At 70.7% G+C, this 23,951-nt stretch carries 23 protein-coding genes and 1 pseudogene; 12 read left to right on the plus strand and 12 right to left on the minus strand.

Going from position 1 to position 23,951, the window contains the following annotated elements:
• Window positions 1–164: 164 nt before the first annotated feature.
• Window positions 165–2,195: a thioredoxin domain-containing protein gene (locus tag OG819_RS07510; protein ID WP_266648576.1), complete on the minus strand. Its 2,031-nt coding sequence runs from the start codon at window positions 2,193–2,195 to the stop codon at window positions 165–167.
• A gap of 136 nt (window positions 2,196–2,331) precedes the next feature.
• Between OG819_RS07510 and OG819_RS07515 the strand changes: the two genes are divergently transcribed.
• Together OG819_RS07515 and OG819_RS07520 are read left to right on the plus strand one after the other, a co-directional pair.
• Window positions 2,332–5,532, plus strand: coding sequence for an NB-ARC domain-containing protein (locus tag OG819_RS07515; protein ID WP_266648577.1), 3,201 nt, complete (start codon window positions 2,332–2,334; stop codon window positions 5,530–5,532).
• A gap of 35 nt (window positions 5,533–5,567) precedes the next feature.
• Window positions 5,568–7,595 carry a tetratricopeptide repeat protein gene (locus tag OG819_RS07520; protein ID WP_266648578.1) on the plus strand — a complete coding sequence of 676 codons (2,028 nt, stop codon included), beginning with the start codon at window positions 5,568–5,570 and terminating at the stop codon, window positions 7,593–7,595.
• A gap of 722 nt (window positions 7,596–8,317) precedes the next feature.
• Here the strand turns inward: OG819_RS07520 and OG819_RS07525 are convergent.
• Window positions 8,318–8,671 (minus strand): hypothetical protein, encoded by a 354-nt coding sequence (locus OG819_RS07525; protein ID WP_266648580.1) that lies wholly within the window; start codon window positions 8,669–8,671, stop codon window positions 8,318–8,320.
• On the opposite strand from OG819_RS07525, the gene OG819_RS07530 reads away from it, so the two are divergent.
• The gene (locus tag OG819_RS07530; protein WP_266648581.1) at window positions 8,661–8,969 is read left to right on the plus strand and encodes a hypothetical protein; all 309 of its coding nucleotides are present in this window, start codon (window positions 8,661–8,663) and stop codon (window positions 8,967–8,969) included. The genes OG819_RS07525 and OG819_RS07530 overlap by 11 nt on opposite strands.
• An 83-nt stretch (window positions 8,970–9,052) precedes the next feature.
• Here the strand turns inward: OG819_RS07530 and OG819_RS07535 are convergent, their stop codons facing one another.
• The gene (locus OG819_RS07535; protein ID WP_266436553.1) at window positions 9,053–9,319 is read right to left on the minus strand and encodes a hypothetical protein; all 267 of its coding nucleotides are present in this window, start codon (window positions 9,317–9,319) and stop codon (window positions 9,053–9,055) included.
• A 1-nt stretch (window position 9,320) separates the two neighbouring features.
• Entirely contained in the window at window positions 9,321–10,181 is an 861-nt protein-coding gene (mca, locus tag OG819_RS07540) for a mycothiol conjugate amidase Mca (protein ID WP_266634635.1), read from the minus strand.
• A gap of 158 nt (window positions 10,182–10,339) precedes the next feature.
• On the opposite strand from mca, the gene OG819_RS07545 reads away from it, so the two are divergent.
• The gene (locus tag OG819_RS07545; RefSeq protein WP_266648582.1) at window positions 10,340–10,741 is read left to right on the plus strand and encodes a DUF4307 domain-containing protein; all 402 of its coding nucleotides are present in this window, start codon (window positions 10,340–10,342) and stop codon (window positions 10,739–10,741) included.
• A gap of 190 nt (window positions 10,742–10,931) precedes the next feature.
• Window positions 10,932–11,429 carry a transcription elongation factor GreA gene (gene greA / locus OG819_RS07550; RefSeq protein ID WP_054234773.1) on the plus strand — a complete coding sequence of 166 codons (498 nt, stop codon included), beginning with the start codon at window positions 10,932–10,934 and terminating at the stop codon, window positions 11,427–11,429.
• A 67-nt stretch (window positions 11,430–11,496) separates the two neighbouring features.
• On the opposite strand, the gene OG819_RS07555 is transcribed toward greA, so the two are convergent.
• The 3 genes from OG819_RS07555 to OG819_RS07565 are packed head-to-tail and all read right to left on the minus strand — an operon-like array spanning window position 11,497 to window position 13,052.
• Window positions 11,497–11,907 (minus strand): arsenate reductase ArsC, encoded by a 411-nt coding sequence (locus OG819_RS07555; RefSeq protein WP_266648583.1) that lies wholly within the window; start codon window positions 11,905–11,907, stop codon window positions 11,497–11,499.
• Between the two features lie 30 nt (window positions 11,908–11,937).
• A complete protein-coding gene (locus tag OG819_RS07560; RefSeq protein WP_266648584.1) occupies window positions 11,938–12,678 on the minus strand; it encodes an MIP/aquaporin family protein in 741 nt (246 codons plus the stop codon).
• Complete coding sequence (locus OG819_RS07565; protein ID WP_266628047.1) at window positions 12,675–13,052, minus strand: helix-turn-helix transcriptional regulator; 378 nt, start codon at window positions 13,050–13,052, stop codon at window positions 12,675–12,677. The genes OG819_RS07560 and OG819_RS07565 overlap by 4 nt, the downstream gene beginning before the upstream one ends.
• A 104-nt stretch (window positions 13,053–13,156) precedes the next feature.
• Here OG819_RS07565 and arsM point away from each other — a divergent pair, with 104 nt between their 5' ends.
• Window positions 13,157–14,050 (plus strand): arsenite methyltransferase, encoded by an 894-nt coding sequence (gene arsM / locus OG819_RS07570; RefSeq protein ID WP_266648586.1) that lies wholly within the window; start codon window positions 13,157–13,159, stop codon window positions 14,048–14,050.
• A gap of 83 nt (window positions 14,051–14,133) precedes the next feature.
• On the opposite strand, the gene OG819_RS07575 is transcribed toward arsM, so the two are convergent.
• The 3 genes and pseudogenes from OG819_RS07575 to ilvA all read right to left on the minus strand — a co-directional run bounded on the left by OG819_RS07575 (window position 14,134) and on the right by ilvA (window position 17,552).
• Window positions 14,134–14,889, minus strand: a complete 756-nt coding sequence (locus OG819_RS07575) for an ABC transporter permease (protein WP_266634633.1) — start codon at window positions 14,887–14,889, stop codon at window positions 14,134–14,136.
• A 283-nt stretch (window positions 14,890–15,172) separates the two neighbouring features.
• Window positions 15,173–16,126 (minus strand): annotated as a pseudogene (locus tag OG819_RS07580) (ATP-binding cassette domain-containing protein); the annotation flags it as partial.
• Window positions 16,127–16,322: 196 nt separating this feature from the next.
• Complete coding sequence (gene ilvA, locus OG819_RS07585; protein ID WP_266628041.1) at window positions 16,323–17,552, minus strand: threonine ammonia-lyase; 1,230 nt, start codon at window positions 17,550–17,552, stop codon at window positions 16,323–16,325.
• A gap of 165 nt (window positions 17,553–17,717) precedes the next feature.
• Here ilvA and OG819_RS07590 point away from each other — a divergent pair, with 165 nt between their 5' ends.
• The 3 genes from OG819_RS07590 to OG819_RS07600 all read left to right on the plus strand — a co-directional run bounded on the left by OG819_RS07590 (window position 17,718) and on the right by OG819_RS07600 (window position 19,147).
• On the plus strand, window positions 17,718–18,221 hold the full coding sequence (locus tag OG819_RS07590; protein WP_266628039.1) for a MarR family winged helix-turn-helix transcriptional regulator: 504 nt from the start codon (window positions 17,718–17,720) through the stop codon (window positions 18,219–18,221).
• 168 nt (window positions 18,222–18,389) lie between these two features.
• Window positions 18,390–18,902: a sigma factor-like helix-turn-helix DNA-binding protein gene (locus tag OG819_RS07595; RefSeq protein ID WP_266648594.1), complete on the plus strand. Its 513-nt coding sequence runs from the start codon at window positions 18,390–18,392 to the stop codon at window positions 18,900–18,902.
• Window positions 18,899–19,147 carry a hypothetical protein gene (locus OG819_RS07600; protein WP_266628035.1) on the plus strand — a complete coding sequence of 83 codons (249 nt, stop codon included), beginning with the start codon at window positions 18,899–18,901 and terminating at the stop codon, window positions 19,145–19,147. Before OG819_RS07595 ends, OG819_RS07600 begins: the two co-directional genes overlap by 4 nt.
• Before the next feature lie 105 nt (window positions 19,148–19,252).
• On the opposite strand, the gene OG819_RS07605 is transcribed toward OG819_RS07600, so the two are convergent.
• A complete protein-coding gene (locus OG819_RS07605; protein ID WP_266648595.1) occupies window positions 19,253–20,407 on the minus strand; it encodes a cystathionine gamma-synthase in 1,155 nt (384 codons plus the stop codon).
• A gap of 122 nt (window positions 20,408–20,529) precedes the next feature.
• On the opposite strand from OG819_RS07605, the gene OG819_RS07610 reads away from it, so the two are divergent.
• The 3 genes from OG819_RS07610 (at window position 20,530) to OG819_RS07620 (ending at window position 22,911) form a co-directional block, all read left to right on the plus strand.
• The gene (locus OG819_RS07610; protein WP_266436569.1) at window positions 20,530–21,648 is read left to right on the plus strand and encodes a hypothetical protein; all 1,119 of its coding nucleotides are present in this window, start codon (window positions 20,530–20,532) and stop codon (window positions 21,646–21,648) included.
• 98 nt (window positions 21,649–21,746) lie between these two features.
• A complete protein-coding gene (gene msrA, locus OG819_RS07615; protein WP_266648596.1) occupies window positions 21,747–22,463 on the plus strand; it encodes a peptide-methionine (S)-S-oxide reductase MsrA in 717 nt (238 codons plus the stop codon).
• 163 nt (window positions 22,464–22,626) lie between these two features.
• Complete coding sequence (locus OG819_RS07620) at window positions 22,627–22,911, plus strand: hypothetical protein (protein WP_266436571.1); 285 nt, start codon at window positions 22,627–22,629, stop codon at window positions 22,909–22,911.
• Window positions 22,912–22,930: 19 nt separating this feature from the next.
• Here the strand turns inward: OG819_RS07620 and OG819_RS07625 are convergent, their stop codons facing one another.
• On the minus strand, window positions 22,931–23,773 hold the full coding sequence (locus OG819_RS07625) for a YhjD/YihY/BrkB family envelope integrity protein (RefSeq protein WP_266648598.1): 843 nt from the start codon (window positions 23,771–23,773) through the stop codon (window positions 22,931–22,933).
• Window positions 23,774–23,951: the final 178 nt, after the last annotated feature.

A 23,951-nucleotide genomic window follows, 5' to 3' on the forward strand; every position in this document is an offset into this window, starting at 1 on the left:
AGTGTCACATCCGCCGCGTCACGATGCAGAGACTATGGGTGAACTGTGAAGCGCACAGGCTGTTCTGGTGAAGAGCGTGTTTCATCACAGTCGGATCATTTGCTGAACAATTCGAACAGTCGTCGCGTTTCAACCAGTTGATGAGCAGGCTGATGATCTGTGTTTCAGCCGCTCAGAGCCGTGCGAAGCCGGTCGGGATCGGTCGTCGGGGCGTCACAAGTGAAGTTACGGCAGACGTACGCGGCCGGTTCGCCCTGGACGAGGGGGCGATCGACGAGAAGCGGCAGCTCGTCACTCTCCGGAGCGCCTACGGCGACCACGGCACCCGGCGCGGTACCGAGCAGCGCCGTCCGGTGCAGGGCCGTTGTCATGGGATGCCCGTCGGGCCCCACGACCGCGACCTCGCGCGGCCCGTCGAGCAGCGCCTCCGCCACCGCGAGCCCCCAGCCGATGAAACGGGGAGCGCGCGGTCCGAGCGCCTTCACGACGCCCAACGCCCTTTCGGCGGCGGTCCGATGGGGTGCGGCGCCGGTCTGGGCGGCATAGCTCAGCAGGGCGCCGGCGGCCGCGCTCCAGCCGGAAGGCGTGGCGTTGTCGGTGGGGTCCTGAGGCCGGCGGATGAGCCGCTCGGCGTCGGCCGCGGTGTCGTACAGCGCCCCGGACTCGGGATCGGCGAACTGCACGATCACCTGGTCCAGCAGGAAGCCGGCGAATTCCAGCCACACCCCCTCCCCGGTGACGGAGGCCAGCGCGAGGAACCCCTCGGCGACATCCGCGTAATCCTCCAACACCCCCGCGTTGGCCCCGACTTGCCCGTCCTTGCTGGTACGGGACAGCCGTGCGCGGTCGTCCATGTGCAGCCGTACGAGGAGATCCGCGGCGGCGATCGCGGCGTCCACGAGGTCGGGACGGTCGAAGTAGGCGCCGGTCTCCGCGAGGGCGGCGACGGCGAGCCCGTTCCAGGCGGCGACGACCTTGTCATCGCGCCCGGGAGCGGGCCGCCCGGCCCGCGCGGCGAGCAGCCGACGGCGAATGCCTGCCACCCTCTCCGCGTCAAACACCTCGTCCTGCTGCGGCAGTTGCAGCACGGAGGCCCCCTCTTCGAAGGTCCCCTCCTCTGTCACCCCGTAGTACCGCACGGCCAGTTCGGCGTCCTGCTCACCAAGAACCTCGCGGAGCTGCTGCGGGGTCCACACGTAATACGCGCCCTCGACGTGCTTGCCCGTCCCGTCATCGCTGTCGGCATCGAGCGCGGAAGCGAACCCGCCCTCGTTGGTGCGCAGTTCACTCACCATGAAGTCGGCGGTCTCAAGGGCGACGCGACGGGCGAGCTCGGAGCCGGTGGAACGCCAGAGGTGCGCGTAGACGCGGCAGAGCAGGGCGTTGTCGTAGAGCATCTTCTCGAAGTGGGGCACCACCCACTCACGATCAACGGAGTACCGTGCGAACCCCCCACCCAACTGGTCGTAGATCCCGCCCCGCGCCATCCGCTCACAGGTGTCCTGCGCCATCTGGAGAGCACCCTCGGAACCGGTCCGGGCGTGGTGCCGCAACAGGAACTCGATCACCATGGACGGCGGGAACTTGGGCGCGCCCCCGAAGCCGCCGCGCGAGGCGTCGTACTCCCGGGTGAGCCCGAGCAGCGCCCCCGCCAGCTCCTCCTCCCCCGGCACCCGATCGTCCCCGAAACTCATCTCCCGCCCAGCGAGATCCCGCACGATCTTCCCCGCGACCTCGGCGACCTCGTCCCGCCGATCGGTCCAGGCCCCGCGCACCCCCTCCAGCACCTGCCGGAACGACGGCATCCCGTGCCGGGGGGCGGGCGGGAAGTACGTCCCGAAGTAGAAGGGCTCCGCATCCGGCGTGAGAAACACGGTCATGGGCCACCCGCCCTGCCCCGTGGCGGCCTGCACGGCCTCCATGTAGACGGCGTCGACGTCGGGCCGCTCTTCGCGGTCGACCTTGATGTTCACAAAGTGAGCATTCATGTACGCCGCGATTTGTTCGTCTTCGAAACTTTCCCGTGCGAGGACATGGCACCAATGACAAGACGAATAGCCGACGCTGAGCAGCACGGGCACGCCCCGCTCACGGGCCTCTTCGAAGGCCTCGGCCGACCAGGGCCACCAGTCGACGGGGTTGTCGGCGTGCTGGAGCAGGTAGGGGGACGTCTCATGGGCCAGTCGGTTCGGCATGGGTCCATCCTGCCGCAGTACCCGGCCCCTGACGCGCCGGGCGCAACCACCCATTGATCGCGTCGCGCCCTCGCGCTCACGCCCCCCACGAAGGACACTGGAAATCAAAGGAGTTGCCGCTGGAGGGGGACGTGACATGCGGGAAGGCCATCGGGCGGAAGCCGAGCGGCTGTTGGCCCGGGCCGTGGAGGAAGAGGTGCGGCGCTCGGGCGGGCGCAGCGACGGAGCCGTGTTGCTCTCGCGGGCCCGCGCCGCGCTCGACACCATGGCTGAGGCGGCCGCCGACGAGTACGGGGCGTACACCCGCGCTCTGGACGAGGCGGATGCCGGACAGCTGACGTTCGGGCAGCGGTACGCCCGCGAGGGCGCCGGAACTCCCCTGCTGGTGGCGGTGGTTGCCGCCGTCGCCGCCTGCGCGGCGGACCTGGCGCTGGGTACGGGCGCCGGCACGGCCGTCGGCGCGGGGGCGACCGTCGCCGTGGTGGGCGCGGCGGCCACCGTGCTCAAGGTGACCGCCTCGCACGTGCCCGCCGCGAGTCGCCGGGCGGGAGCCCTGGGCCAGCCGGGCGGTCCGGAACAGTTGCGGCTCCAGTGGCTGACGGCGCTGGAGGTACGGGGCATCCGGCCCTTCCTCGACCAGCAGCGGGTCATCATCGCCTCCGCGGGTGCGAAACAGGGCGCGCCCCAGCTGCGGCGCACCGACAAGAGCGCCGCCGCGCGCAGACGCAACGTACTGGAGCAGTCGTTCGGGCAGCTTCCCGAGCCGGCCGACCCGTTCACCGGGCGCCGGACCGAGCTGTCCCGGGTGGCGCAGTGGGTGCACGCGGCCCGCGCCAGCACCGAGACGAAGCCGACCGTGGTCGTCCTGCACGGCGCCCCCGGCTCCGGCCGCAGCACCCTCGCGATCCGGGCGGCGCACAGCCTGAAGGACCAGTTCCGCGGTGCGTGCGTGGTGGACCTGCGCGGCGACAGCACCGAGGAGCCGCCCCTCACCACCCGCGACGCCATGCTCCACCTCCTCAACCGGCTCGGCGCGCCCCGCGAGCAGCTCCTCTTCCGTGAGCGTTCCTCGCAGGACCAGCAGGTCAGACGCCTCAGCGAGCTGTACCACCAGCACCTGACGGGCTTGCCGGTCACGATCGTGCTCAATGACGCGAGCGACGCCGAGCAGGTCCGCACCCTGGTCCCCGAGCGCTCGGAGAGCCTGGTCCTGGTCACGGCCCGCAAACCGCTCGACCTGCCCGCCGACCTCCCCGCCTGGGTGCACCAGCTCCCGGTCGAGGCGCTGGACGCGGCGGGCGCCGAGGAACTGCTGAACGCGGTGGCCCAGGAGAAGCCGGACCCGTACGACGCCGAAGCCTGCGACCAGGTGCGGGAGCTGTGCGGCAGTCTCCCCCTCGCCCTGCGCATCGCGGGCTCCTCCCTCGGCCCGCGCACCCCGCGCCAACTGGCCTCCGACCTCGGCGCGTACGGCCCCGTGGAGCCGGTCGAGCGAGTGCTGTGGCTGCGCTACACGGACCAGACCGACACGGCGCGGCGACTGCTGCGCCGGCTGGCGCTGGCGGGCCGCGCCTCGCTCGGCGCCGCCGCGGCGGCCTCCCTGCTGGCGACGGACGAGCAGGAGGCCACCCGCCACCTGACCGCGCTCGCCCAGGCGGGCCTGATCGACCACGTCCGCGGCAGCCGCTACCGGCTGCACGACCTCGTCCGGGCCTTCGCCCAGGCACGGCTGCTGGACGAGGAGGAGCCGGCCGAGCGGACGGCGGCGCAGGAGCGCCTGATCGTGAACTACGCGGAGCTGGCCGACTCGGTGATCCGCCTGGTCGACGGCAAGACGTCGACCCGGGCGGATCAGTTCGGACCGCACGGCTTCACCTCCCTCGACGCTGCCCTGCGCTGGCTGGACGACGAGTCGAGCTTCATCACGGCGGCCCTGCGCCAGGCGGAAGGCGTGAACCAAGCGGCCGTACTGAACCTGCTCGGCGCCCTGTGCGACTACTGCCTGCTGCGCGGCGACCTCTACCGCCTGGGCGAGATCAGCGAGTTGACGCAGGCCGTCGACCAGGGCCTGCTGGTGCGCTCGGTGCAGTGGCGCACCGGCATCGCGGCCCGCCAGCTCGGCGAACTGGACAAGGCCCACACCACCCTGTCCTCCGTGGTGAACCTCTACTTCGAGGCGCACCACGACGCAGGCGCGGCCCGGGCCCTGGGTTCCCTGGGCATCACCCTCCACCACCAGGGCAACCTCACCGACGCGGCCGCCAAGCTCCAGGAGGCCATGGACCTGCAGGCCTCCCCCGAGCTGGCGACGGACCGCGCCTGGACGATGCACGCGCTGGCCGCCGTGGAGCGCGACCGGGGCCATGTCGCCCTCGCCCTGAACCTGCTCACCGAGGCCCTGGTCCTGCACCGCGAGGGCGAGTCCGTGCACGGCGAGGCGTGGGCCCACTTCCAGCTCGGCCAGCTCGGCCTGCGGATGGGCGACGTGCCGCGCGCGGAACGGGAACTGCGTGACGCCCTCGACCTGTACGGCCGTACACGCGACGCCCGAGGCGAGGCCTGGGCCCTGACCCAGCTCGCCCGCGCCCGCCTCGTCGACGGCGACCCCTCCACCGCGGTCGACGGTCTGCGCCAGGCGGTCTCCCGGCACCGGGAGAACGAGGACGCGCGCGGCGAGGCATGGACGATCTATTACCTGGGCCAGGCCCTGGAGGAGACCGGCAATCTCGACCAGGCGGTCCGTGAACTCGAGCGCTCCCGCACGATGTTCTCCCGGATGCGGGACGTGTACGGGCTCGCCTGCGCCCGCCATCACTCGGCGCGCGTGACCCGCGACCAACGGGCCGCTCAGACCGGTTCCCTGCGCAACTCGGGCTTCGCCCGCCAGCTCCTGGTGGACGCGCGCGCCGACTTCCAGCGCATCAGCGTGGCGCACGGCGAGGCGTGGACCTGCCTGGAGCTCGCGGTGGTCGACGCCGGCAACGCCCGTACGCCGGGGGCCCTCGCCCTGTGCGACGAGGCGGCGGGCCTGTTCGCCTCGTACGGCGACCGGCGCGGCGAGGACTGGGCCAGGTTCCTGAGGTGCACCCTTCTGCCGTACGCCTCCCCGGGCGGCCTCGAAGTGGGCAGCGCCGTCGCCCAGGAGGAACTGGCGCAGCTCTCCCGCACCGGCCATCCGCTGCGCGACGGAAAACTCGACGACTACGTGGAGGCGTACCAGCTCTTGCTGGAACGGGGGGTCGACCTGGACGCGGGATGGCAGGCTTGGCGCCTGAGAATGGTGCCGAACCGGCATGCCCGGGAGGTCATGGGGGTGCCGGTGACCGCGGCGCGCTAGCGCGGTGGTGATGGTGGGGTACGAGGGGGACTTCGGTGTCGTTCGTCGGGCGCACTCACGAACTCGGCGCGGCGCGAAGGGAGTTGGCGGCCAGGCGGGTCCTGGTGGTGACCGGCGGGCCCCGCTCGGACCGGTCCGCGTTTCTCGACGTACTCGCGCGAGAGGTCGCGGACGAGGCGGGGCTTCCGGTGTACCGCGTACGGGTGGCGGCGGACTCCGGGGAGTGGTCGTCCGAGGTCGTGCTGTCACGCCTGTTGGAGGCGTGCGGGGAGGCAGCCCGGGAGGCGCTCGCCGAACCGGCCGTGCGGACGCCGGGCGAGGCGGCGGACCGCGTCGTCGAGGCCTGCCGGGGCGCGTTCGTCGCGCATCCCTGCGTCGTGGTGGTGGACGGAGTCCCGGCCGGGACGATGGACGCAATCCCCAGCGGCACGGTGGACGCAATCCCCACCGGGACGGCGGACGGGTCCCTTCTCGCCGGCCTGATCAGTGTCTTCGCCGAGTCGGAGTCCTTCCTGCTGGTGGGCTCGGCGGACGCCCAGGAGGGCGCCGCTCCACCGTCGGCCCACGCCCTCGACAACCACACGGTCCTCCTCGAACGGGCCGTCACCGCCCACCGCGGGGGTCGTCTCGGCGAGGCCGACCAGCACCTCCGCGCCCTCCCCTCCGACCGGCGCGCCGACGGCCGGGCGCTGCTCACCCGGGCCGCCGTGCACTGCGACCGGGGAGATCCGCGCGCGGCAGGACCGCTGCTGAGGCGAGCCGTGGAGGCCCACCAGGTCGGCGGCGACCGGCACGGCGAGGCGTGGACCGTCTTCCTGTACGGGCGGATGTGCCGATTACGCGGCCGGGCCGAGGACGCGCGGAGACTGCTGCACTCCGCGCGGGAGGCGTTCCGGGCGGTCGGGGAGGCGCGGGGCGTGGCGTGGGCGAGCGGCGAACTCGCGCGGCTGGCCACTCGGTCGGGCACCCCGGCCCCGGAAGCCCTCGCCGAGGCGCGTCGGCTGCACGAGCGCGCGGGCGACCGGCGCGGCGCCGCCTGGGCGCACCTGTGGTGGACCGTGGCGCGGGCGGACGAGCCCGGCTTCCCCTGGCAGCAGGAGTTCACGGACGTCCTACGCCGCTTCCATGAGGTCTCCGACCGGCTCGGGACGGCCTGGACACTGCACCACCACGCGCTGACCCTGACCCGTGCGGACGGGCCGGACGGCGCGGACGGGACTGACGGGACGGACGGGACGGATGAACGTCAGCGCGAGGCGGACCGGCTGTTCGAGAGGGCCTTGGCGCTCTTCGAAGAGGCGGACTGCCCGCACGGGCGGGCCTGGACCATGCGCGAGTACGCGCTCCGCTCCCCCGCCCGCCGCTTCCTGAACGGCGACTGGGCGGCCGAGATCCGCCATGTGTTCCATGGGATCGGCGACGAGGCGGGCGAGGCCTGGGTGGACCTCGCCGAAGCGGGACCGCCCCCGGACGGCGAGCCGCCGTACGAACTGGCCTGCCGCTACCCCGCCGCCCTGCTGGACGCGGTCGAGTGGACCGAGGCAGGCGATCCGCTGATCCCGCGCGCCGCCCGCGACACCCAGCCCGACCCCCGCCCCGACTTCCCCCGCCCCGGCTCCCCGCACCCCGGCGACCGCGACCGCCCGGACGACTTCAGGGCCCACGTCCGGCTGACCCTGCTCGACGAGGCGCCCGTCCCGGACGTGCCCGCCCGTATCGCCCTCCAGGTCGTGCCCGGGCCCGCGCATCCGTGGTCCACCGCCCCGCTTCCCCCGCTCACGGCCCGCGCGACCCCCCTCGGCCACGCGGAGATCGACCCCGCGTACGCCGTCCCCGTCGTCGGTGCGAAGTCCTACGGCTCGGAGTCCCACGGAGCGGAGTTCCGCTTCACCCCGCACCGCCCCGGCTCGCACCGGCTGCGTTTCACCCTCGAGGATCCCGCCACCGGGACCGTCCTCCAGCAGGTCGAGGCCGAGATCGACGTGGTCCTGGTCCCGTCCGATCCGAGGCCGCACCGGCCCACCGCGCCCGCGCCCCGCCCCGCATCCGCACGGAGGGCCTGAGCCCGATGGCCCGCGAACTTCTCACCCAGGTCGTCCAGGACCCCAGCCGCGGCTTCACCCGCCGCCCGGACCCCACCGTCCGCCACCCGGACCTGGTCCTCGCCCTCGACGCCCACGCCGACGACCACATCAGGGCCCGGCTGTACGGCCCGGCGGGGCCCCCGTCCGCGACCGAGCACGCGCTGAAGCTGAATGTGAAGCCGGCCGCCGTCACCGCCGCCGCGGCGCATCTGCGGGCGCTGTGGAAACGGGAGCTGGTCGACTTCCAGCCCGTCGACGGACGCGGGATCCCGGTCGGGGGCCGCCCCTACTTCCCGTACGCCACCTGCCCGGATCTCACCGCCGAGCCCCGGGAGGAGCTGCGCGGGATCCTCGACGAGCTCGCCCGTCAGGGCTCCCATCTGCTGTACGGGGAACTGCTCGGCGACGGCGGCCAGGGCACCCGGCGCTTCGGCGAGATCCTGACCGGCGCGCTGAGCCGCGAGGAGCCGTTGCGCGTCCGCGTCGACTCCGACCTGGTCCTGCCCTGGCCGATGCTCGCGCTGCCCGAGGACACCGCGAGCGGGCCCGGCGGCCCCGTCGGCGACGCCTTCCGCCGTTTCCTCGGCTACCGGCACCAGATCGAGCAGACCGGTGGCCACCACCCGAACCTCCCGGACCCCCCGGCCCTCCCCGCCCTCCCGGTCCCCGTCGACGACGAGCACGCCCGGCTGCCGCCCCCGTTACCGGTGGTGAGCCTCAATCACGACCAGGGCATCAACCCGGAGGGCGCCACCCGGGCCGCCGAGGTCGAGAGCGCCCTCGCCACCGGCACCGTCCGCGTCGAACGCACCCGGTGCGACGAACTGCTGGGCGCCCTGCGCTCCGGCGGGCTCGACGAGCAGCTGATGTACTTCTGGTGCCACGGGCACTTCAGACCCGTCCCCGACGACAGCGCCCCGCTGTTCGCCGTACGGCTGAGCGACCACAAGGACATCGACGTCCGTACGGTCCTCGCCGAGCGCGGCGTCGCCGAACCCTCGCTCCCGCGGCGTCGCCGAACCCCCGCTCCCGCGGCGTCCCCTGGTGTTCCTCAACGCCTGTTACGCCGGGCTGCCCGCCGACGCCGAGCCGGCACGCCTGGGCGGCGCGCTCATCGAGGCGGGTGCGGGCGGGGTGCTGGGGCCGCAGATCGAGATGCCACGGCTGTTCGCCGCCGAGTACGCCCACGCGTACATCACCCGCTACCTCGGCGGGCGGGAGACCGCGGGCGAGATCGTCCACGGGCTCGCCCGGCACTTCGCCGACGCGTGGAGCAACCCGCTCGGCCTCGCGTACGCCCTGCAGTGCGGCATGGACAGCAGGCTGGAGCGGGCCACCGTAGGACCGCTGTAGGACCGCAGGGGCGGGCGGTGCCGTGGGTACGCACTCCGGCCACCCGCGACCGGAGCCCGCACACCGCCCTCGGCCCTGAGCCCTCAGCCCTTGGCGGGCGAGGCCTTCCCGCCGGGACCGGCACCGGGGCCGCTCCCCTTGCCGGAGGCCGCAACGCCCTTCTTGGGCTGCTCCGGGTCCTCCTCGAAGGTGACCTTCCCCATGTGCCGGTTCATGGACTTCATCAGGCCCCACACCGCCAGGGCCAACGCCGCGAAGACGATGAAGCCGAGGACGCCGGGGGTGACCTTGTTCTCGTCGACCTCCTTGGCGAGGGGGACGAGGTGCGTCAGTGCCAGGCTTGCGCTCATGTCAGGCATTGTCGCGGATGCCCGCGAAGAGGTCGTCCTCGGGGAGGGAAGTGTCGACCAAAGAGGTGGCGAGCTCGTACTCCTCGGTCGGCCAGACCTCCTTCTGGATCTCCATGGGGACCTTGAACCAGCCGCCGTCCGGGTCGATCTGCGTGGCGTGCGCGATCAGCGCCTTGTCACGGATCTCGAAGAACTCCGCGCACGGAACATGCGTGGTCAGCGTGCGCTCGGTGCGCTCGAACTCCGACCACCGCTTCAGCCAGTCCCCGTACGGCGACTCCAGACCGCGCTCAAGGAGGGCGTTGTGCAATGCCTCGGTGCGCGGGCGGTTGAAGCCCTGGTTGTAGTAGAGCTTCTGCGGCTGGAACGCCTGGCCGTACTCGGACTCCGGGTACTTCTCGGTGTCCGTCGCCCCCTCGAACGCCACCATCGAGATCTTGTGGGTCATGATGTGGTCGGGGTGCGGATAACCACCGTTCTCGTCGTACGTGGTGATCACCTGCGGACGGAACGAGCGGATCTGCCGGACCAGCTCTCCGGCCGCCTTGTCCACGTCCTCGAGCGCGAAGCAGCCCTCGGGCAGCGGCGGCAGCGGGTCGCCCTCCGGAAGGCCGGAGTCCACGAATCCGAGCCACTCCTGCTTGATGCCGAGGATCTCGCGGGCCTCGTCCATCTCCTTCTTGCGTACCTCGTGGATGTGCTCCTCGATGTACTTGTCGCCCTGCAGCTTCGGGTTGAGGATGGAGCCGCGCTCCCCGCCCGTGCAGGTCACGACCAGCACGTCCACCCCCTCGGACACGTACTTCGCCATCGTGGCCGCGCCCTTGCTCGACTCGTCGTCGGGGTGGGCGTGCACGGCCATCAGTCGCAGCTGGTCAGTCAAGACTCGATCCTCAGTAAGTCGGCCAGTCGGCCAGTCGGCAAGTCGGCGCCCGGCGTGTTTCGGCGTGATGGGCGGCTTCTATAGTGACGGAATCGGGGGGCGAATAATTCCGGGACCCCCTCCCCGAGAGGACGATCATGAGCACGGCGAGCACGCAGTTGCCCGAGGGTCGCTACGGCCGCTCCGAGGACGAGCGCGCGGACCGGAAACTCAAGGTCATCGGCAGTGTGCTGGGCGTGGCTCTGCTCATCCTGATGGGCTGGTTCGCGTACTACTACGTCTTCTCGAACAAGATCAGCGCCGAGGTGATCACCTTCAAGGCCGTCTCGGACAACGCGGTCGAGGTGCATCTGGAGGTGCGCAAGGACTCGGGCGCCCACGGCTACTGCACCCTGCGCTCGCAGGCCGACAACGGCAGCGAGGTGGGCCGCGCGGACTTCCGTTTCGACCAGGACTCCTCCCGCATCGACAAGGTCGTCACGATCCGTACCACCGCCCGCGGCGGCACGGCGGAGCTGCTCGGCTGCCACGCCGACTGACTCCACCCGCCGCCGTCCCCGGCATCACTCTTGACGCGTACGCGCTGACCTGCGTTGACGGAATTCTGATGCCTTATGTCCTCCCCCTTCTGCCGCGGAATTGTTAGGCTCGTGGTTTCGCCCACCCGTGAAAGCACATCCTTCTGGGTAGGGCGATGCTTTGTATTCCCAGTACCTACGAGGAGCACCTGTGACCCAGACCAGCGAGAACGTCACCTGGCTGACCCAGGAGGCGTACAACCAGCTCAGGGCCGAGCTGGACTACCTGTCTGGTCCTGCGCGCACGGAGATCGCCGCCAAGATCGCGGCCGCGCGCGAGGAGGGCGACCTGCGCGAGAACGGCGGGTACCACGCGGCCAAGGAAGAGCAGGGCAAGCAGGAGCTCCGTGTGCGCCAGCTGACCCAGCTCCTGGAGAACGCCAAGGTGGGCGAGGCTCCCGCGGCGGACGGCATGGTCGCCCCCGGCATGGTCGTCACCATCGCCTTCGACGGCGACGAGGACGACACGCTGGACTTCCTGCTCGCCTCGCGCGAGTACGCCAGCGCCGACATCGAGACCTACTCGCCCCAGTCCCCCCTGGGCTCCGGCGTGAACGGCAAGAAGATCGGCGAGGACGCCCAGTACGAGCTGCCCAACGGCAAGCTCGCCTCGGTGAAGATCCTCAAGGCCGAGCCCTACAAGGGCTGAGCCTCGAGCAGCCCCTATGACGATGCCCCCGGCCGCGCGCCGGGGGCATCGTCATACGCGAGCCGGATCAACCATCCAGCTCCGTCAGCAAGCCACGGATGCGCTGTTCGATCTCGTCGCGGGTCGGCCGGACCGCGTCGACGCCCTGCCCAGCGGGGTCGTCGAGTTGCCAGTCCAGGTACCGCTTACCGGGGAAGACCGGGCACGTGTCGCCGCACCCCATGGTGATCACGACGTCGGATGCCTGCACCGCTTCCACGGTCAGCACCTTCGGAGTCTCGGCGGAGATGTCGATGCCGACTTCCTTCATCGCGTCGACGACCGCCGGGTTGACCGTGTCGGCGGGAGTGGAGCCCGCTGAGCGGACTTCGACCCGGTCGCCCGCGAGGTGGGTGAGGAACGCGGCGGCCATCTGGGACCGTCCGGCGTTGTGGACGCAGACGAACAGCACGGACGGGCGCGGGGTGGCAGTGCTCATGGCAGGTGTCTTTCTGGGGAGGAGATGGGCTCAGGGGGCGGACGGAGCGAGTTCGGTCTCGCCCTGAGGGACGACGACGTCTGTCTCGGCGGGCGCCGGTCGGCCGAACACCGCCGCCAACAGCCCCAGGCCGACGGCGGCACCGACCAGCTGCGCGGCGATGAACGGGGCGACGGAAGCCGGGGCGATCCCCGCGAACGTGTCGGTGAAGGCCCGGCCGACCGTCACCGCCGGGTTCGCGAACGACGTGGAGGACGTGAACCAGTACGCGGCCCCGATGTAGGACGCCACCGCAGCTGACGCGAGGTGGGCACGATCGGTCCGGGTCAGGCCGAAGACCAGCAGGATGAGCCCGGCCGTGGCCACGATCTCGCCCAGCCACAGATGGCCGGCGGAGCGATCGTGCGTGGACCACTTCACCAACGGTTCGGCGAACATCGCATCAGCCAGCACCGCACCGCCGATCGCGCCCAGGGTCTGGGCGGGGACGTACACGGCTACCTCGCGTGCGGTCATTCCGTCGCCGCTTTTGCGCCCCGTGAACCAGGCGGCCAAGGTGACGGCCGGGTTGAAGTGGACCCCCGACACCGGCCCGAACAGCGTGATCAGCACGGCCAGGCCGAAGACGGTGGCGAGCGAATTCGCGAGCAGCTGGACGCCGACGTCCCGGGACAGCTCCGTCGCCTGGATGCCCGAGCCGACCACCACCGCGACCAGCGCGGCCGTCCCGACCAGCTCGGCCGCCGCGCGCCGACCGAGCGAAGCGCTCACGCGGTCACCGCGGCGGGCTCAGGAGTGGTCAGGAACGCGCCCAGCCGGTCCAGCACGCCGGGCAGTACCCAGTAGTAGACCCAGGTCCCACGACGCTCGCAGTCGATGAGTCCGGCCTGCCGCAACAGCTTGAGGTGGTGGGAGATCGTCGGTTGCGACAGCTCGAACGCGGGCGTCAGCTCGCATACGCACACCTCGCCGCCCTCCCGCGAGGCGATCATCGAGAGCAGCCGCAGCCGGACCGGGTCACCCAGCGCCTTGAAGACCTTTGCCAGTTCGACGGCCCGGTCCTCGGTCAGCGGGGCCGAGGCCAGTCCCTGGCAGCAGGCGCCGTCCGCGTCCTGGCTGATCACCTCAAGCTCTTGTTTCGACATGCCTCTATGTTGACGTTTTTCGATGCACGGCGCAAGGTTACATCAATGAACGTCAATACAAGCCGTTCCGGGGCCTGCCGTGCCCCGTCATCCAGGAGTGAGTCATGAGCGAGCAGTCCACCGAACTGCGTGAGACCGTCCGCCGGCGGTACGCCGCCGCAGCCGTGAAGGTGACCGAGGGCGGCACCGCGTGTTGCGGACCGCAGCCGGTCGAGGTCGACGAGAACTTCGGCTCCACCCTCTACGCGGCCGACGAACGCGACGCCCTGCCCGCCGAGGCCGTCGCCGCCTCACTGGGCTGCGGCAACCCGACCGCCGTGGCCGATCTCCACGAAGGCGAACGCGTCCTCGACCTCGGCTCCGGCGGCGGGATCGACGTCCTGCTTTCCGCCCGCCGCGTCGGCCCCACGGGCAAGGCGTACGGCCTCGACATGACCGACGAGATGCTCGCCCTGGCCCTCACCAACGCCGCGAAGGCCGGTGCGACGAACGTGGAGTTCCTCAAGGGCACCATCGAGGCGATCCCGCTCCCCGCGGGCACCATCGACGTGGTGATCTCCAACTGTGTGATCAACCTGTCGACCGACAAGGCGGCAGTTTTCGCCGAGACGTTCCGTGTCCTGGCGCCCAACGGCCGCATCGGCGTCTCGGACGTGGTCGCCGACGACACCCTGACACCCCAGCAGCGCGCGGAGCGCGGCGACTACGTCGGTTGCATCGCGGGGGCCCTGTCGTTCACCGAGTACCGCGAAGGCCTAGAGGCGGCGGGGTTCGTGAACGTCGAGATCACCCCCACGCACCCCGTGGCCGACGGCATGCACTCCGCCATCGTCCGCGCCACCAAGCCCGAGACCGAGACGCAGGCATCACAGACGACCGGTTCGGCCGATGCTTGCTGCGGCATCAACGCCTGCTGCACACCCGCCGAGGCCTCCACCGACCCCGGCGTCACCGTCACAGAGGCCAAGACCACATCCGACTGCGGCTGCCAGAACTGACGCGGACAGCCCTGAGGCCCCTCCCAATCGAGAGGGGCCTCAGAGCGGCATGCCGGCAAGGCAGCTCAGGGAAAGCGGAGCCATCAACTGGTCGCCCGGCGGTACTTGCGGACCGCGAGCGTGCGGAAGACGACGATGATCAGGATCGAGTAGATCAGCGACGCCCACACGGGGTGCTGCATCGGCCAGGCGTCGGACGGGGACAGGCCTGGGTCGCCGAAGAGCTTGCGGCACGCCTGAACGGTCGCGCTGAACGGGTTCCACTCAGCGATGTGACGCAGCCACGGGGTCATCTTGCTGGAGTCCACGAACGCGTTCGAGATGAAGGTCACCGGGAAGAGCCAGATCAGTCCACCGGAGGTGGCCGCCTCCGGTGTGCGCACCGACAGGCCGATCAGCGCGCCGATCCACGTGAAGGCGTACCCCAGAAGAAGCAGCAGGCCGAAGCCGCCCAAGATCTTCCCGAAGTTGGTCGGCTCCACGGAGCCAGGGCGCCAACCCACGAGCAACGCGACGATCGCGAGGACGAACAGCGTCAAGGCCGTCTGCACGAGATCCGCAACGGTACGTCCGGTCAGCACTGCGCCGCGCGCCATGGGCAGCGAGCGGAACCGGTCGATGAGCCCCTTGTGCATGTCGTCGGCGATGCCCGCACCGGAGCTGGCGGTGGCGAACGTGACGGTCTGCGCGAAGATGCCCGCCATCAGGAAGTTCTTGTAGACGTCCAGATCGGCGCTGTTGCCGATCTGCATGGAACCGCCGAACACGTACGTGAACAGCACCACGAACATGATTGGCTGGATCAGCCCAAACAGAATCATTTCGGGAATCCGGGTCATCCGAATCAAGTTCCGGCGCGCGATGACCAGGGAATCGTTCACAGCGCTCACTTCGCCTGCTCCTTCAAGACGATGGCGCCCTGAGGGGCCGCCGCCACGGGGGCGGTGTCTGTCACAACACTCACTTCGTGGCCTCCGTCTGCGCGGTTTCCGTCTGCGCGGTTTCCGTCTGCGCGGTTTCCGTCTGCGCGGTTTCCGTCTGCGCGGTTTCGTTCTCCGCGGGGTCCTTCTTCACGGGGCCCTTCTTCGCCTTGCGGCCCCTCGTGTCCCCCGCCACGCCGTTCTCCTCGTCCTTCATCTCGGCGACATGTCCGGTCAGGGAGAGGAAGACGTCGTCGAGCGTGGGCCTGCGCAGCCCGATGTCGTCGATCTCGATGCCGCGGGTGTCCAGCTCGCGGATGACCTCGGCGAGGAGCTTCGCGCCGCCGGTGACAGGCACGGTGAGCTTGCGGGTGTGCTCCTCGACGGTCGTCTCGCCCTTGCCGAAGCCGCGGAGCACCTCCGAGGCCGTCGCTATGTGCTCGCGCTCGTGTACGACGACCTCGACGCGCTCGCCTCCGGTCTGCGCCTTGAGCTGGTCGGCGGTGCCGCGCGCGATGACCCGGCCGTGGTCGACCACACAGATGTCGTGCGCGAGGTGGTCGGCCTCTTCGAGGTACTGCGTGGTCAGCAGCAGGGTCGTACCGTCGGAGACCAACTGCTTGATGACCTCCCACAGCTGCTGCCGGTTGCGCGGATCGAGGCCGGTCGTCGGCTCGTCCATGAACATCACCGGCGGCGAGACGACCAGCGCGGCGGCCAGGTCGAGCCGGCGGCGCATCCCGCCCGAGTACGTCTTCGCGGGGCGGTCGGCGGCGTCCGTCAGGTTGAACTGCTCCAGGAGCTCGGCCGCGCGGACCTTCGCGGCCTTCGCCCTCATCTGGTAGAGCTGGCCGACCATCTGGAGGTTCTCCCGGCCGGTCAGGTACTCGTCGACCGCCGCGAACTGCCCGGAGAGGCCGACCCTGCGCCGTACCGCGTCGGGGTGCTTGAGCACGTCGACGCCCGCGACGAACGCCTTGCCGCTGTCGGGGCGCAGGAGGGTCGTCAGACAGCGGACGGCGGTCGTCTTGCCCGCGCCGTTCGGTCCCAGCAGGCCCAGGACGGTGCCTTCCGGGACATCGAGATCGACGCCGTCCAGAGCCCTTACGTCACCGAAGGTCTTCACCAGACCTTCGGCATAGATGGCGCCTGGCATGTGAGTTCTCCACGTCGTTGGCGAATTTTCACGGCAACTACCTACCTTTGCCCGTCTCGTCCCGCCTCACAGACTGCGACGAGCACAGCGAGAGACCGGCGAGAGCTGGGCGTGACACCCACCGTAACGCGATGTATCGCGTTACTCAACAGATTTTTCCGAGCTTCGAGGACGGTGGCCCCGGCCTCGGACGATGTCAGTCGATGACCCTGTAGCCCGCCTCGCGCAGGGCGCGGCCGAGCTCGGCGCAGTGCTCCGGACCCTTCGTCTCCAGGTGCAGCTCGACCTCCACCTCCGTGAGCCCGAGCCGGGGGTCGGTCCGTACGTGACTCACATCGAGGACGTTAGCGTCCGCCACTGACAACACCCCGAGAAGTGTGGCCAGGGCGCCGGGACGGTCCGTCAGCCGCAGCGTGACCGCGAGGTAGCGGCCGCTCGCGGCCATGCCGTGGCGCAGGATGCGCTGCATCAGCAGCGGGTCCACATTGCCGCCCGACAGCAGCGCGACGACCGGGCCCTCGAAGGCCCCGGGCTCGCTCAGCAGCGCCGCGACGGGGCTCGCTCCGGCCGGCTCGACGACCAGCTTGGCCCGCTCCAGACAGAGCAGCAGCGCGCTCGACAGGTGGCTCTCGGACACCGTACGGACCTCGTCCACCAGCTCCGCGACGATCCGGAACGGCACGTCGCCGGGCCGACCGACCTTGATGCCGTCGGCCATCGTCGCCGGGTTGTCGATCGACAGCGGGCGTCCGGCCGCCAGCGAGGGCGGATACGCCGCCGCGCCCGCCGCCTGCACGCCGACGATCCGCACATCGGGGCGCAGCGCCTTCACCGCGACCGCGATGCCCGCGGCCAGCCCCCCGCCGCCGATCCCCACGACGATCGTGCGCACCTCCGGGCACTGTTCCAGGATCTCCAGCCCGACCGTGCCCTGACCCGCGATGATGTCGGGGTGATCGAAGGGATGGATGAACACCGCGCCCGTCTCCGCCGCGTACTCCTGGGCGGCGGCCAGCGTCTCGTCGACCACCTGACCGTGCAGCCTCACCTCGGCGCCGTAGTCGCGGGTGGCCGCGACCTTGGGCAGCGGGGCGCCGGTCGGCATGAAGACCGTGGAGCGCACGCCGAGCAGCGAGGAGGCGAGGGCGACGCCCTGCGCGTGGTTGCCCGCGCTGGCGGCGACCACACCCGCGGCGCGCTCCTCCGGAAGCAGCCCCGCGATCCGCACATACGCGCCACGCAGTTTGAACGAGCCGGTGCGCTGGAGGTTCTCGCACTTGAGGTGCACCGGGGCGCCCACCAGCTGGGACAGGTACCTGCTGCCCTCCATCGCGGTCGTCCGCGCCACGCCCGTGAGCATCTTCTGGGCGCCTCGCACGTCGTCCAGAGTCACCTTGAGCAAGGAGTCCGCCGTGCTGTAGTTCATGACCATCAGTCTCGCAGTTCACACCCGAGGGATCCTGGTGTGACCACGGGCCGAGACCGGTTTTACTCAGCGTCGGTACGACCCGCGTCCGGGCCGCGTACCCTTTCCCCCAACCCAGCTCCCCACGCATGAATTGAGCCCCCGGCCATGCCCACAACACCAGAAATGTCGATGGACATGACGACCGTCGGTGACACCGGTCTTCTCGACACGCTGCAGCACGAGGTCGCCCTGTTCGCGCGCCGTGCCGAACAGACCCGGCTCGGCGGGGTGGGGCAGGTCCGCAACTCCATGGACCGCGCCGCATACCTGCTGCTCAACCGCCTCGACAAGGAAGGCCCGATGGGCGTCAAGGCGCTCGCCGCGAGCATGGGCATCGACTCCTCGACGGTCACCCGGCAGGTGGCCCCACTGGTCGACACCGGTCTCGTCAAGCGGACCTCGCACCCCGAGGACGGGCGCGCCGTGGTGCTCCAGCTGTCGCCGCGCGGGCAGTCCCGTCTCGACGAAGTGCGTTCCTCCAGGCGGCAGTTGATGGCCGAGCTGACACACGACTGGGCGCCGGAGGAGCGCGAGGCCTTCTGTGCGCTCCTCACGCGCTTCAACGGCGCGCTCTCGTCCCGGATGGCCCCCACGGGGGGCGCGGCGGGGGAGCAGCCGGCTTCCTGACCCGCCGGCCCCTTCCCGAGCCTTCACGCGTGTGTGCCCGCCGGACTCTTGACCGCGGGGGCGCGTCTGGCCTCATATGAGACCGGGTCCTTGTCGCACGCGGTGCGACCCGTCGTACACGGCCGGGGCCCTTGGTTCCTTCAGGGTCGCCCTCGATCGGGAGGCGTGGTGCGAGAACGGCGTGCGTTCCAAAGCGCCCGCCGGGCCCGGGAGTTCGAAGCGTTCGTCGCGGGCGCGGCAGGGCGGTTGCTGCATGCCGCCACGCTGCTCACGGCGGAGCCGCCGAACGACAACCCGCGCGCGCGGCGCCTGCTGACGCTGGCGCTCGCCCACACGTACGCCTCCTGGGACCGGCTGCGCGGCGAGGACCCGTACGACCGGGCCCGCCAGCAGCTGGCCGGCCGCTTCGCGCGCGGGGCGTGGCACCAGTACGGGGCCCTGGGGCGCTCCCGCCCCTCCCCGTCCCCCTCCGGCTCCGTCGCCGTCCTGGCCCGGCTGACGCCCCAGGAGCGGCTGATCCTGGTCCTGAGGATGTACGAGGGGGTCGCCGAGGAACAGACGGCGGCCCTGCTCGGGCTCCCCGTGGAACGGGTCCGGGCGATCTGCGCCCGGGCGATGACGACACTGCTGCACCCGCCGCGGGGACCGGCGCCGGCCCTGGCGAAGGTGGTGCCGTCATGAACCTGCCCGAGCGTGAGGCGACCGTACGGCACCTGCTGGAGCAGAAGCAGCCCTCCGTGCCGCCCGACCTGTACGCGGACATCGTGCGCCGCGGGAGCCGGATGCTGCGCCGCAGGACGCTGGCCCGGCGGGTGATGTGGCTGCTGCTGTTCGCCGCGGCCGTCGCCTTCGTGGTCTGGGCGTCCGTGGCCCGCCCCTGGGTGGAGCCGCCGTCGCAGACGACTCCACCACTGACGGGCTGGTGACCTCGAGGAGCCGGCGAGGCGGCTCCGACCCGGCTTTAGAGCTCGCAGAGAATGACTTCGCAGGTCACCGCGCCGATCGCGCGCATGTTGTTCTTCTGCGAGCCCTTAGCCGAGGGCCTGCTGCAGGTCCTGCAGCAGGTCGTCGACGTTCTCGATGCCCACGGAGAGGCGGACGAGGTCGGCGGGGACCTCCAGGGCCGAGCCGGCGGCGGACGCGTGCGTCATGCGCCCGGGGTGCTCGATGAGGGACTCCACGCCGCCCAGGGACTCGCCGAGGGTGAAGACCTTGGCGCGGTTGCAGACCTCGACGGCCGCTTCCTCGCCGCCCTCGACCTGGAAGGAGACCATGCCGCCGAACGCCTTCATCTGCTTGGCGGCGATCTCGTGACCGGGGTGCTCCGGGAGGCCCGGGTAAAGAACGCGGGTCACGCGCGCGTGCCGGGTGAGCATGTCGGCGATCTTGGTGGCGTTCTCGCTGTGCCGGTCCATGCGCACCGAGAGGGTCTTGGCGCCGCGCAGCACCAGCCAGGAGTCGAAGGGCCCGGCGACCGCGCCCATCGCGTTCTGGTGGTAGGCCAGCTCCTCGCCGAGCTCCTGGTCGCCGACGATCAGCGCGCCGCCGACGACGTCCGAGTGGCCGCCCATGTACTTGGTCAGCGAGTGCACGACGACGTCCGCGCCGAGCGCGAGCGGCTGCTGCAGGTAGGGGGTGGCGAAGGTGTTGTCGACGACGAGCCTGGCGCCCGCCTCGCGCGCGATCTGCGCGACCGCGGCGATGTCGGTGATGCCGAGAAGCGGGTTGGAGGGGGTCTCCACCCACACGACCTTCGTCTTCGGCGTGAGGGCTGCCCGTACGGCGGCCGGGTCGCTGGTGTCGGCCACGGACCACTCGACGCCCCACCGCGAGACGACCTTCGCGAAGAGGCGGAATGTGCCGCCGTACGCGTCGTTCGGGATGACCACGTGGTCGCCGGGGCTGAGCAGCGTACGCAACAGGCAGTCCTCGGCCGCCAGTCCGGACGCGAACGCGAGGCCGCGACGTCCGCCCTCCAGGGCGGCGAGGTTCTCTTCCAGTGCGGTCCTGGTGGGGTTGGCGCTGCGGCTGTACTCGTAACCGCCGCGCAGCCCTCCGACGCCGTCCTGCTTGTAGGTCGAGACCTGGTAGATCGGCGGGACGACCGCGCCGGTGAGGGGATCGGCGGTGTTGCCCGCGTGGATCGCGAGGGTCTCGAAGTGCTGACTGATGTGCCTGTCGCTCATGAGTCCTGAGCGTAGTGCGCCCGCGGGGTTGATGGCGGCTCACGGCCTGCGCGGGGCTCCTCGTGGCCGCCGGGACCGGACCGGGTTGGCCAATTGTCGGACCCGTCTGGTTCGCTTGAGGCATGGAGATTCTCTGGGTCCTGATGGCGCTGGCCATGTTCAGCCTGGTCCTGCTGCCGGTATTCAGGCGCAGGCGCACCGGCATTCAGCTGGTCTCGCCCGGCGACCCGGACGCGGCGGACCCGGCGAACTACGGATTCCTGCGTCAGGAGGAGCTGGACATCCGCATGCCCGGACCGGACGGGGACCTCCTGGACGTCCTGGACCTGGTGCAGCGCACACAGGACTACCAGGCGGCCTCTCAGCTCCTGGCGGGCACGGAGATCTCGGGCGAGACGCGCTGGCAGCGGGTGCAGGCCTTCGCGGGCGCCGCGTCCCTGGAGCTGCAGCAGCGCCCGGGCGGGGTCAGCGAGATGCCGGGCGGGCAGTGGCTGCGGGTGTGGCGGGCCGAGAAGCCCAAGGACGCGGGCGGCGCGGCGGTGCACGCGGAGTTCCTGGTGCAGCAGGCGTGGCGGACGTCGACGCCGGGGACGGACGAGTTCCGGATCATCATGGAGGAGGCGAGGACGGCGTGCGGCGAGGCGGCACTACTCTCCCCCGGTGACCCGATCCCGTACATCATCGAGCTGTCGGTGGCCCGCGGACTCGCCTACTCCCAGCCCGAGTTCGAGGCGCTCTGGCTGAAGATCCTGGACCGCGCGCCGGCCCACATGGGCGCGCATCTGGCGGCGCTGCACTACTGGTGCGAGAAGTGGCACGGCTCGCGCGAGGTGGCGTACTCCTTCGCGGAGGCCGCGGCGGCCCGCGCTCCTCAGGGCTCGCTGCTGGCCGCCATGCCCCTCTTCGCGGTCTTCGAGCATCTCCCCGAGGTGAACCTGGTCCGCGGCTTCTACCAGAGCGAGGTCGTCACCAAGGCGGTCCACGGCGCGCTCTACGCGGTGCACGCGGCCCGCCCCGACGACCCGATGCTGGCGCACGTGCGTCACCTCCTGGTGCTCTTCCTGGTCCGCGGCGAGCGCTGGGCGGAGGCCATGAACCAGCTGGTGCACGTGGACGGTCACGTGGGCGCCCTCCCCTGGACCCTCACACCCGACCCGGCGGCGGACTACGCGCTCTACCGCGCCCTGGCGGTGGCGGGCTACGAGGCGAACGGCGGAACGCCGGCGTCGCTGCCCCGCTGAGCGACGCCCCGGAATTCCGACCGGTCTCCACACGTTCTGGATCACGCACCCGACCCCGCCTCCGCTCCCCCGTGCCCCTGTGACCCCGTGGAGACCGCATGTTCCTGCACAGCCGCACCCCTCAGCTCCCGACCGCCGAGCAGGCACTGCACGGCCGTCCGGAGCCGATCTTCACGGTCCCCGACCGGCACACCGTCCTCGGCACCCCCCTCCTCGGCCCCTACCCCGAGGGCCTGGAGATCGCCGACTTCGGCATGGGCTGTTTCTGGGGCGCCGAGCGCAAGTTCTGGCAGCTGCCGACGGGCGTGTACACAACCCTCGTCGGCTACCAGAGCGGCTTCACCGAGCACCCCACGTACGAGGAGGTCTGCTCGGGCCTGACCGGCCACACGGAGGCCGTCCGCGTGGTGTACGACCCCGCCCTCATCTCCTACGAGCGCCTCCTCCAGGTGTTCTGGGAGTCCCACAACCCGACCCAGGGCTTCCGCCAGGGCAACGACGTCGGCACCCAGTACCGCTCCGCCATCCACACCCACACCGCCACCCAGGCAGCCACCGCGACCGCCTCCCGCGAGGCCTACCAGAAGGCGCTGACCTCCTCCGGCTACGGCACGATCACCACCGAACTCCTCCCCGCGGAGGGGCGCACCTTCTACCCGGCCGAGGGCTACCACCAGCAGTATCTTGACCGCAACATAGACGGCTACTGCGGGATCGGCGGGACGGGCGTCAAGCTGAGCACCCCGTTCGGGACGAACCGGGGAGCGTCCTGCCCGACGGGCATCGCGCCGGCGCCGCAGGCCACCGAGGAGTAGTCCGCGGTTCGCCAGGGCCGTGTGTCCGGGCCGGAGGCCGCCGTTCGGATCACCCGAGGCGGCCCTTCAGGTGATTGCCGGACGCCTCATGGGCCGGGCAGCCGTCGCAGGGGTACGACGTCTCAGCAGAGCGCGAACCCAGAACACCGTGAGGAGCTTGGCGATGTACGCAGCAGTCCGGCGGTACGAAGGGGTGACCGATTCGGCCGAGGCCGCACGTCTCGTGAATGAGGGGTTCGTGCCGCTCATGCGCCAGGTCTCCGGCTTCGTGGCCTACTACTGGATCGACGCCGGGGACGGAGTGATGGTCTCGACCAGCGTCTTCCAGGATCGGGCCGGTGCCGACGAATCGATCTCGAGGGCTGCGGACTTCGTGCGGGACAACCTCGCGTCGCTGCTCCCCAACCCTCCCCAGGTCGTGGCCGGCGAGGTGGTGGCTTCCGCATGACGGCGTTCGGCCCGGCCCCTCAGTGGTTCGAGCCCCTGATCTGATGATGAGAGACCTGTTTCCGTGCCGTCCGCCACCGTGACCGAACCTGCTCGACCACGCTGTCCCACTGTCGGCGGACCTCGTGGTCGGAAGGGCGGTGGCCCTGACGGATCCGGCTGAGCTCGTCTCGTACCTCTCGTCCCAGTGCCGCCGACGCAACCATGACGAGCATGGCCGCGAAGAGGGCGGAGATCATCGCGAAGACGGCGCCGACCACCCCGTAGCGTGAAGCGGAGGAGTTGAACAGGCGCGGCATGTAGATGGTCGCGCCCACGGAATAGGCCACCGTCAGAACGGCGGCGGTGACGCCGAAGGGGAGCAGGTCCGGCCGACTGATCCGCTTCGCTGACAGGATCCAGCCGCTCCAGACGAGGAATGCGGCGGTGACCGGCACCTGGCACACCGAGGCGGCCAGACCCAGTGCGCCCCCGCCAAGGAGCGCGGAGACCGTCGCGGTGACCACCCCGTAGCCACCGAGGGTGAGGATCCACCACAGGCCGTTGCGCGTGTTGCGCACACTGAGGGGCTTGAGTTCCCATGTCTGCTCGAAGAGCCGCTGCACGGCTCGCGTGAAACTCAGCACCGAGATCGTCAGAAACACGGCTCCGAAGATGCCCACGCTCGCACTGGTGCCCTCGGCCGATGAGAACAGCGAGCTGACTGCCGTGGCGCCTGCGCCGCTGAGGTCGTAGCGCTTGATGATCCGCTCTGCGGCGTCGTAGTGCACGAAGTTGCCCAGGACAGCGCCGATGAGGATGGACAGCGGGACCAATGCCGTCAAGGCGCTGGACGCCAGGGCCATCGAGCGGTCGAAACCCACGATCTTCTGAAACCGGTTGACGACCCGCAGCGCGAAGGCAGGACGCAGCCAAAACGTCAGCGTTCTGACGAGGCGCTTTCGATTGATCCCCGCCGTGCTGCCCTCCGTGAAGATCGGGACCTTTATGGCGACGTGAGCCTAACGGACGGTCACCGGACCGATGAGGGGCGACACGAGA

It is taken from the genome of Streptomyces sp. NBC_01549 (assembly GCF_026339955.1).
In the GTDB taxonomy this organism is placed as follows: Bacteria; Actinomycetota; Actinomycetes; order Streptomycetales; family Streptomycetaceae; genus Streptomyces.

Coding starts and splice junctions, on each gene's coding strand:
- OG819_RS07610 (WP_266436569.1), top strand. CDS start 20,530: ATGGAGATTCTCTGGGTCCTGATGGCGCTGGCCATGTTCAGCCTGGTC.
- OG819_RS07565 (WP_266628047.1), bottom strand. CDS start 13,052: ATGTCGAAACAAGAGCTTGAGGTGATCAGCCAGGACGCGGACGGCGCC.
- OG819_RS07515 (WP_266648577.1), top strand. CDS start 2,332: ATGCGGGAAGGCCATCGGGCGGAAGCCGAGCGGCTGTTGGCCCGGGCC.
- OG819_RS07605 (WP_266648595.1), bottom strand. CDS start 20,407: ATGAGCGACAGGCACATCAGTCAGCACTTCGAGACCCTCGCGATCCAC.
- arsM (WP_266648586.1), top strand. CDS start 13,157: ATGAGCGAGCAGTCCACCGAACTGCGTGAGACCGTCCGCCGGCGGTAC.
- OG819_RS07555 (WP_266648583.1), bottom strand. CDS start 11,907: ATGAGCACTGCCACCCCGCGCCCGTCCGTGCTGTTCGTCTGCGTCCAC.
- ilvA (WP_266628041.1), bottom strand. CDS start 17,552: ATGAACTACAGCACGGCGGACTCCTTGCTCAAGGTGACTCTGGACGAC.
- OG819_RS07510 (WP_266648576.1), bottom strand. CDS start 2,195: ATGCCGAACCGACTGGCCCATGAGACGTCCCCCTACCTGCTCCAGCAC.
- mca (WP_266634635.1), bottom strand. CDS start 10,181: ATGGCCGTGCACGCCCACCCCGACGACGAGTCGAGCAAGGGCGCGGCC.
- OG819_RS07575 (WP_266634633.1), bottom strand. CDS start 14,889: ATGACCCGGATTCCCGAAATGATTCTGTTTGGGCTGATCCAGCCAATC.
- OG819_RS07545 (WP_266648582.1), top strand. CDS start 10,340: ATGAGCACGGCGAGCACGCAGTTGCCCGAGGGTCGCTACGGCCGCTCC.
- OG819_RS07620 (WP_266436571.1), top strand. CDS start 22,627: ATGTACGCAGCAGTCCGGCGGTACGAAGGGGTGACCGATTCGGCCGAG.
- OG819_RS07600 (WP_266628035.1), top strand. CDS start 18,899: ATGAACCTGCCCGAGCGTGAGGCGACCGTACGGCACCTGCTGGAGCAG.
- msrA (WP_266648596.1), top strand. CDS start 21,747: ATGTTCCTGCACAGCCGCACCCCTCAGCTCCCGACCGCCGAGCAGGCA.
- OG819_RS07590 (WP_266628039.1), top strand. CDS start 17,718: ATGTCGATGGACATGACGACCGTCGGTGACACCGGTCTTCTCGACACG.
- OG819_RS07535 (WP_266436553.1), bottom strand. CDS start 9,319: ATGAGCGCAAGCCTGGCACTGACGCACCTCGTCCCCCTCGCCAAGGAG.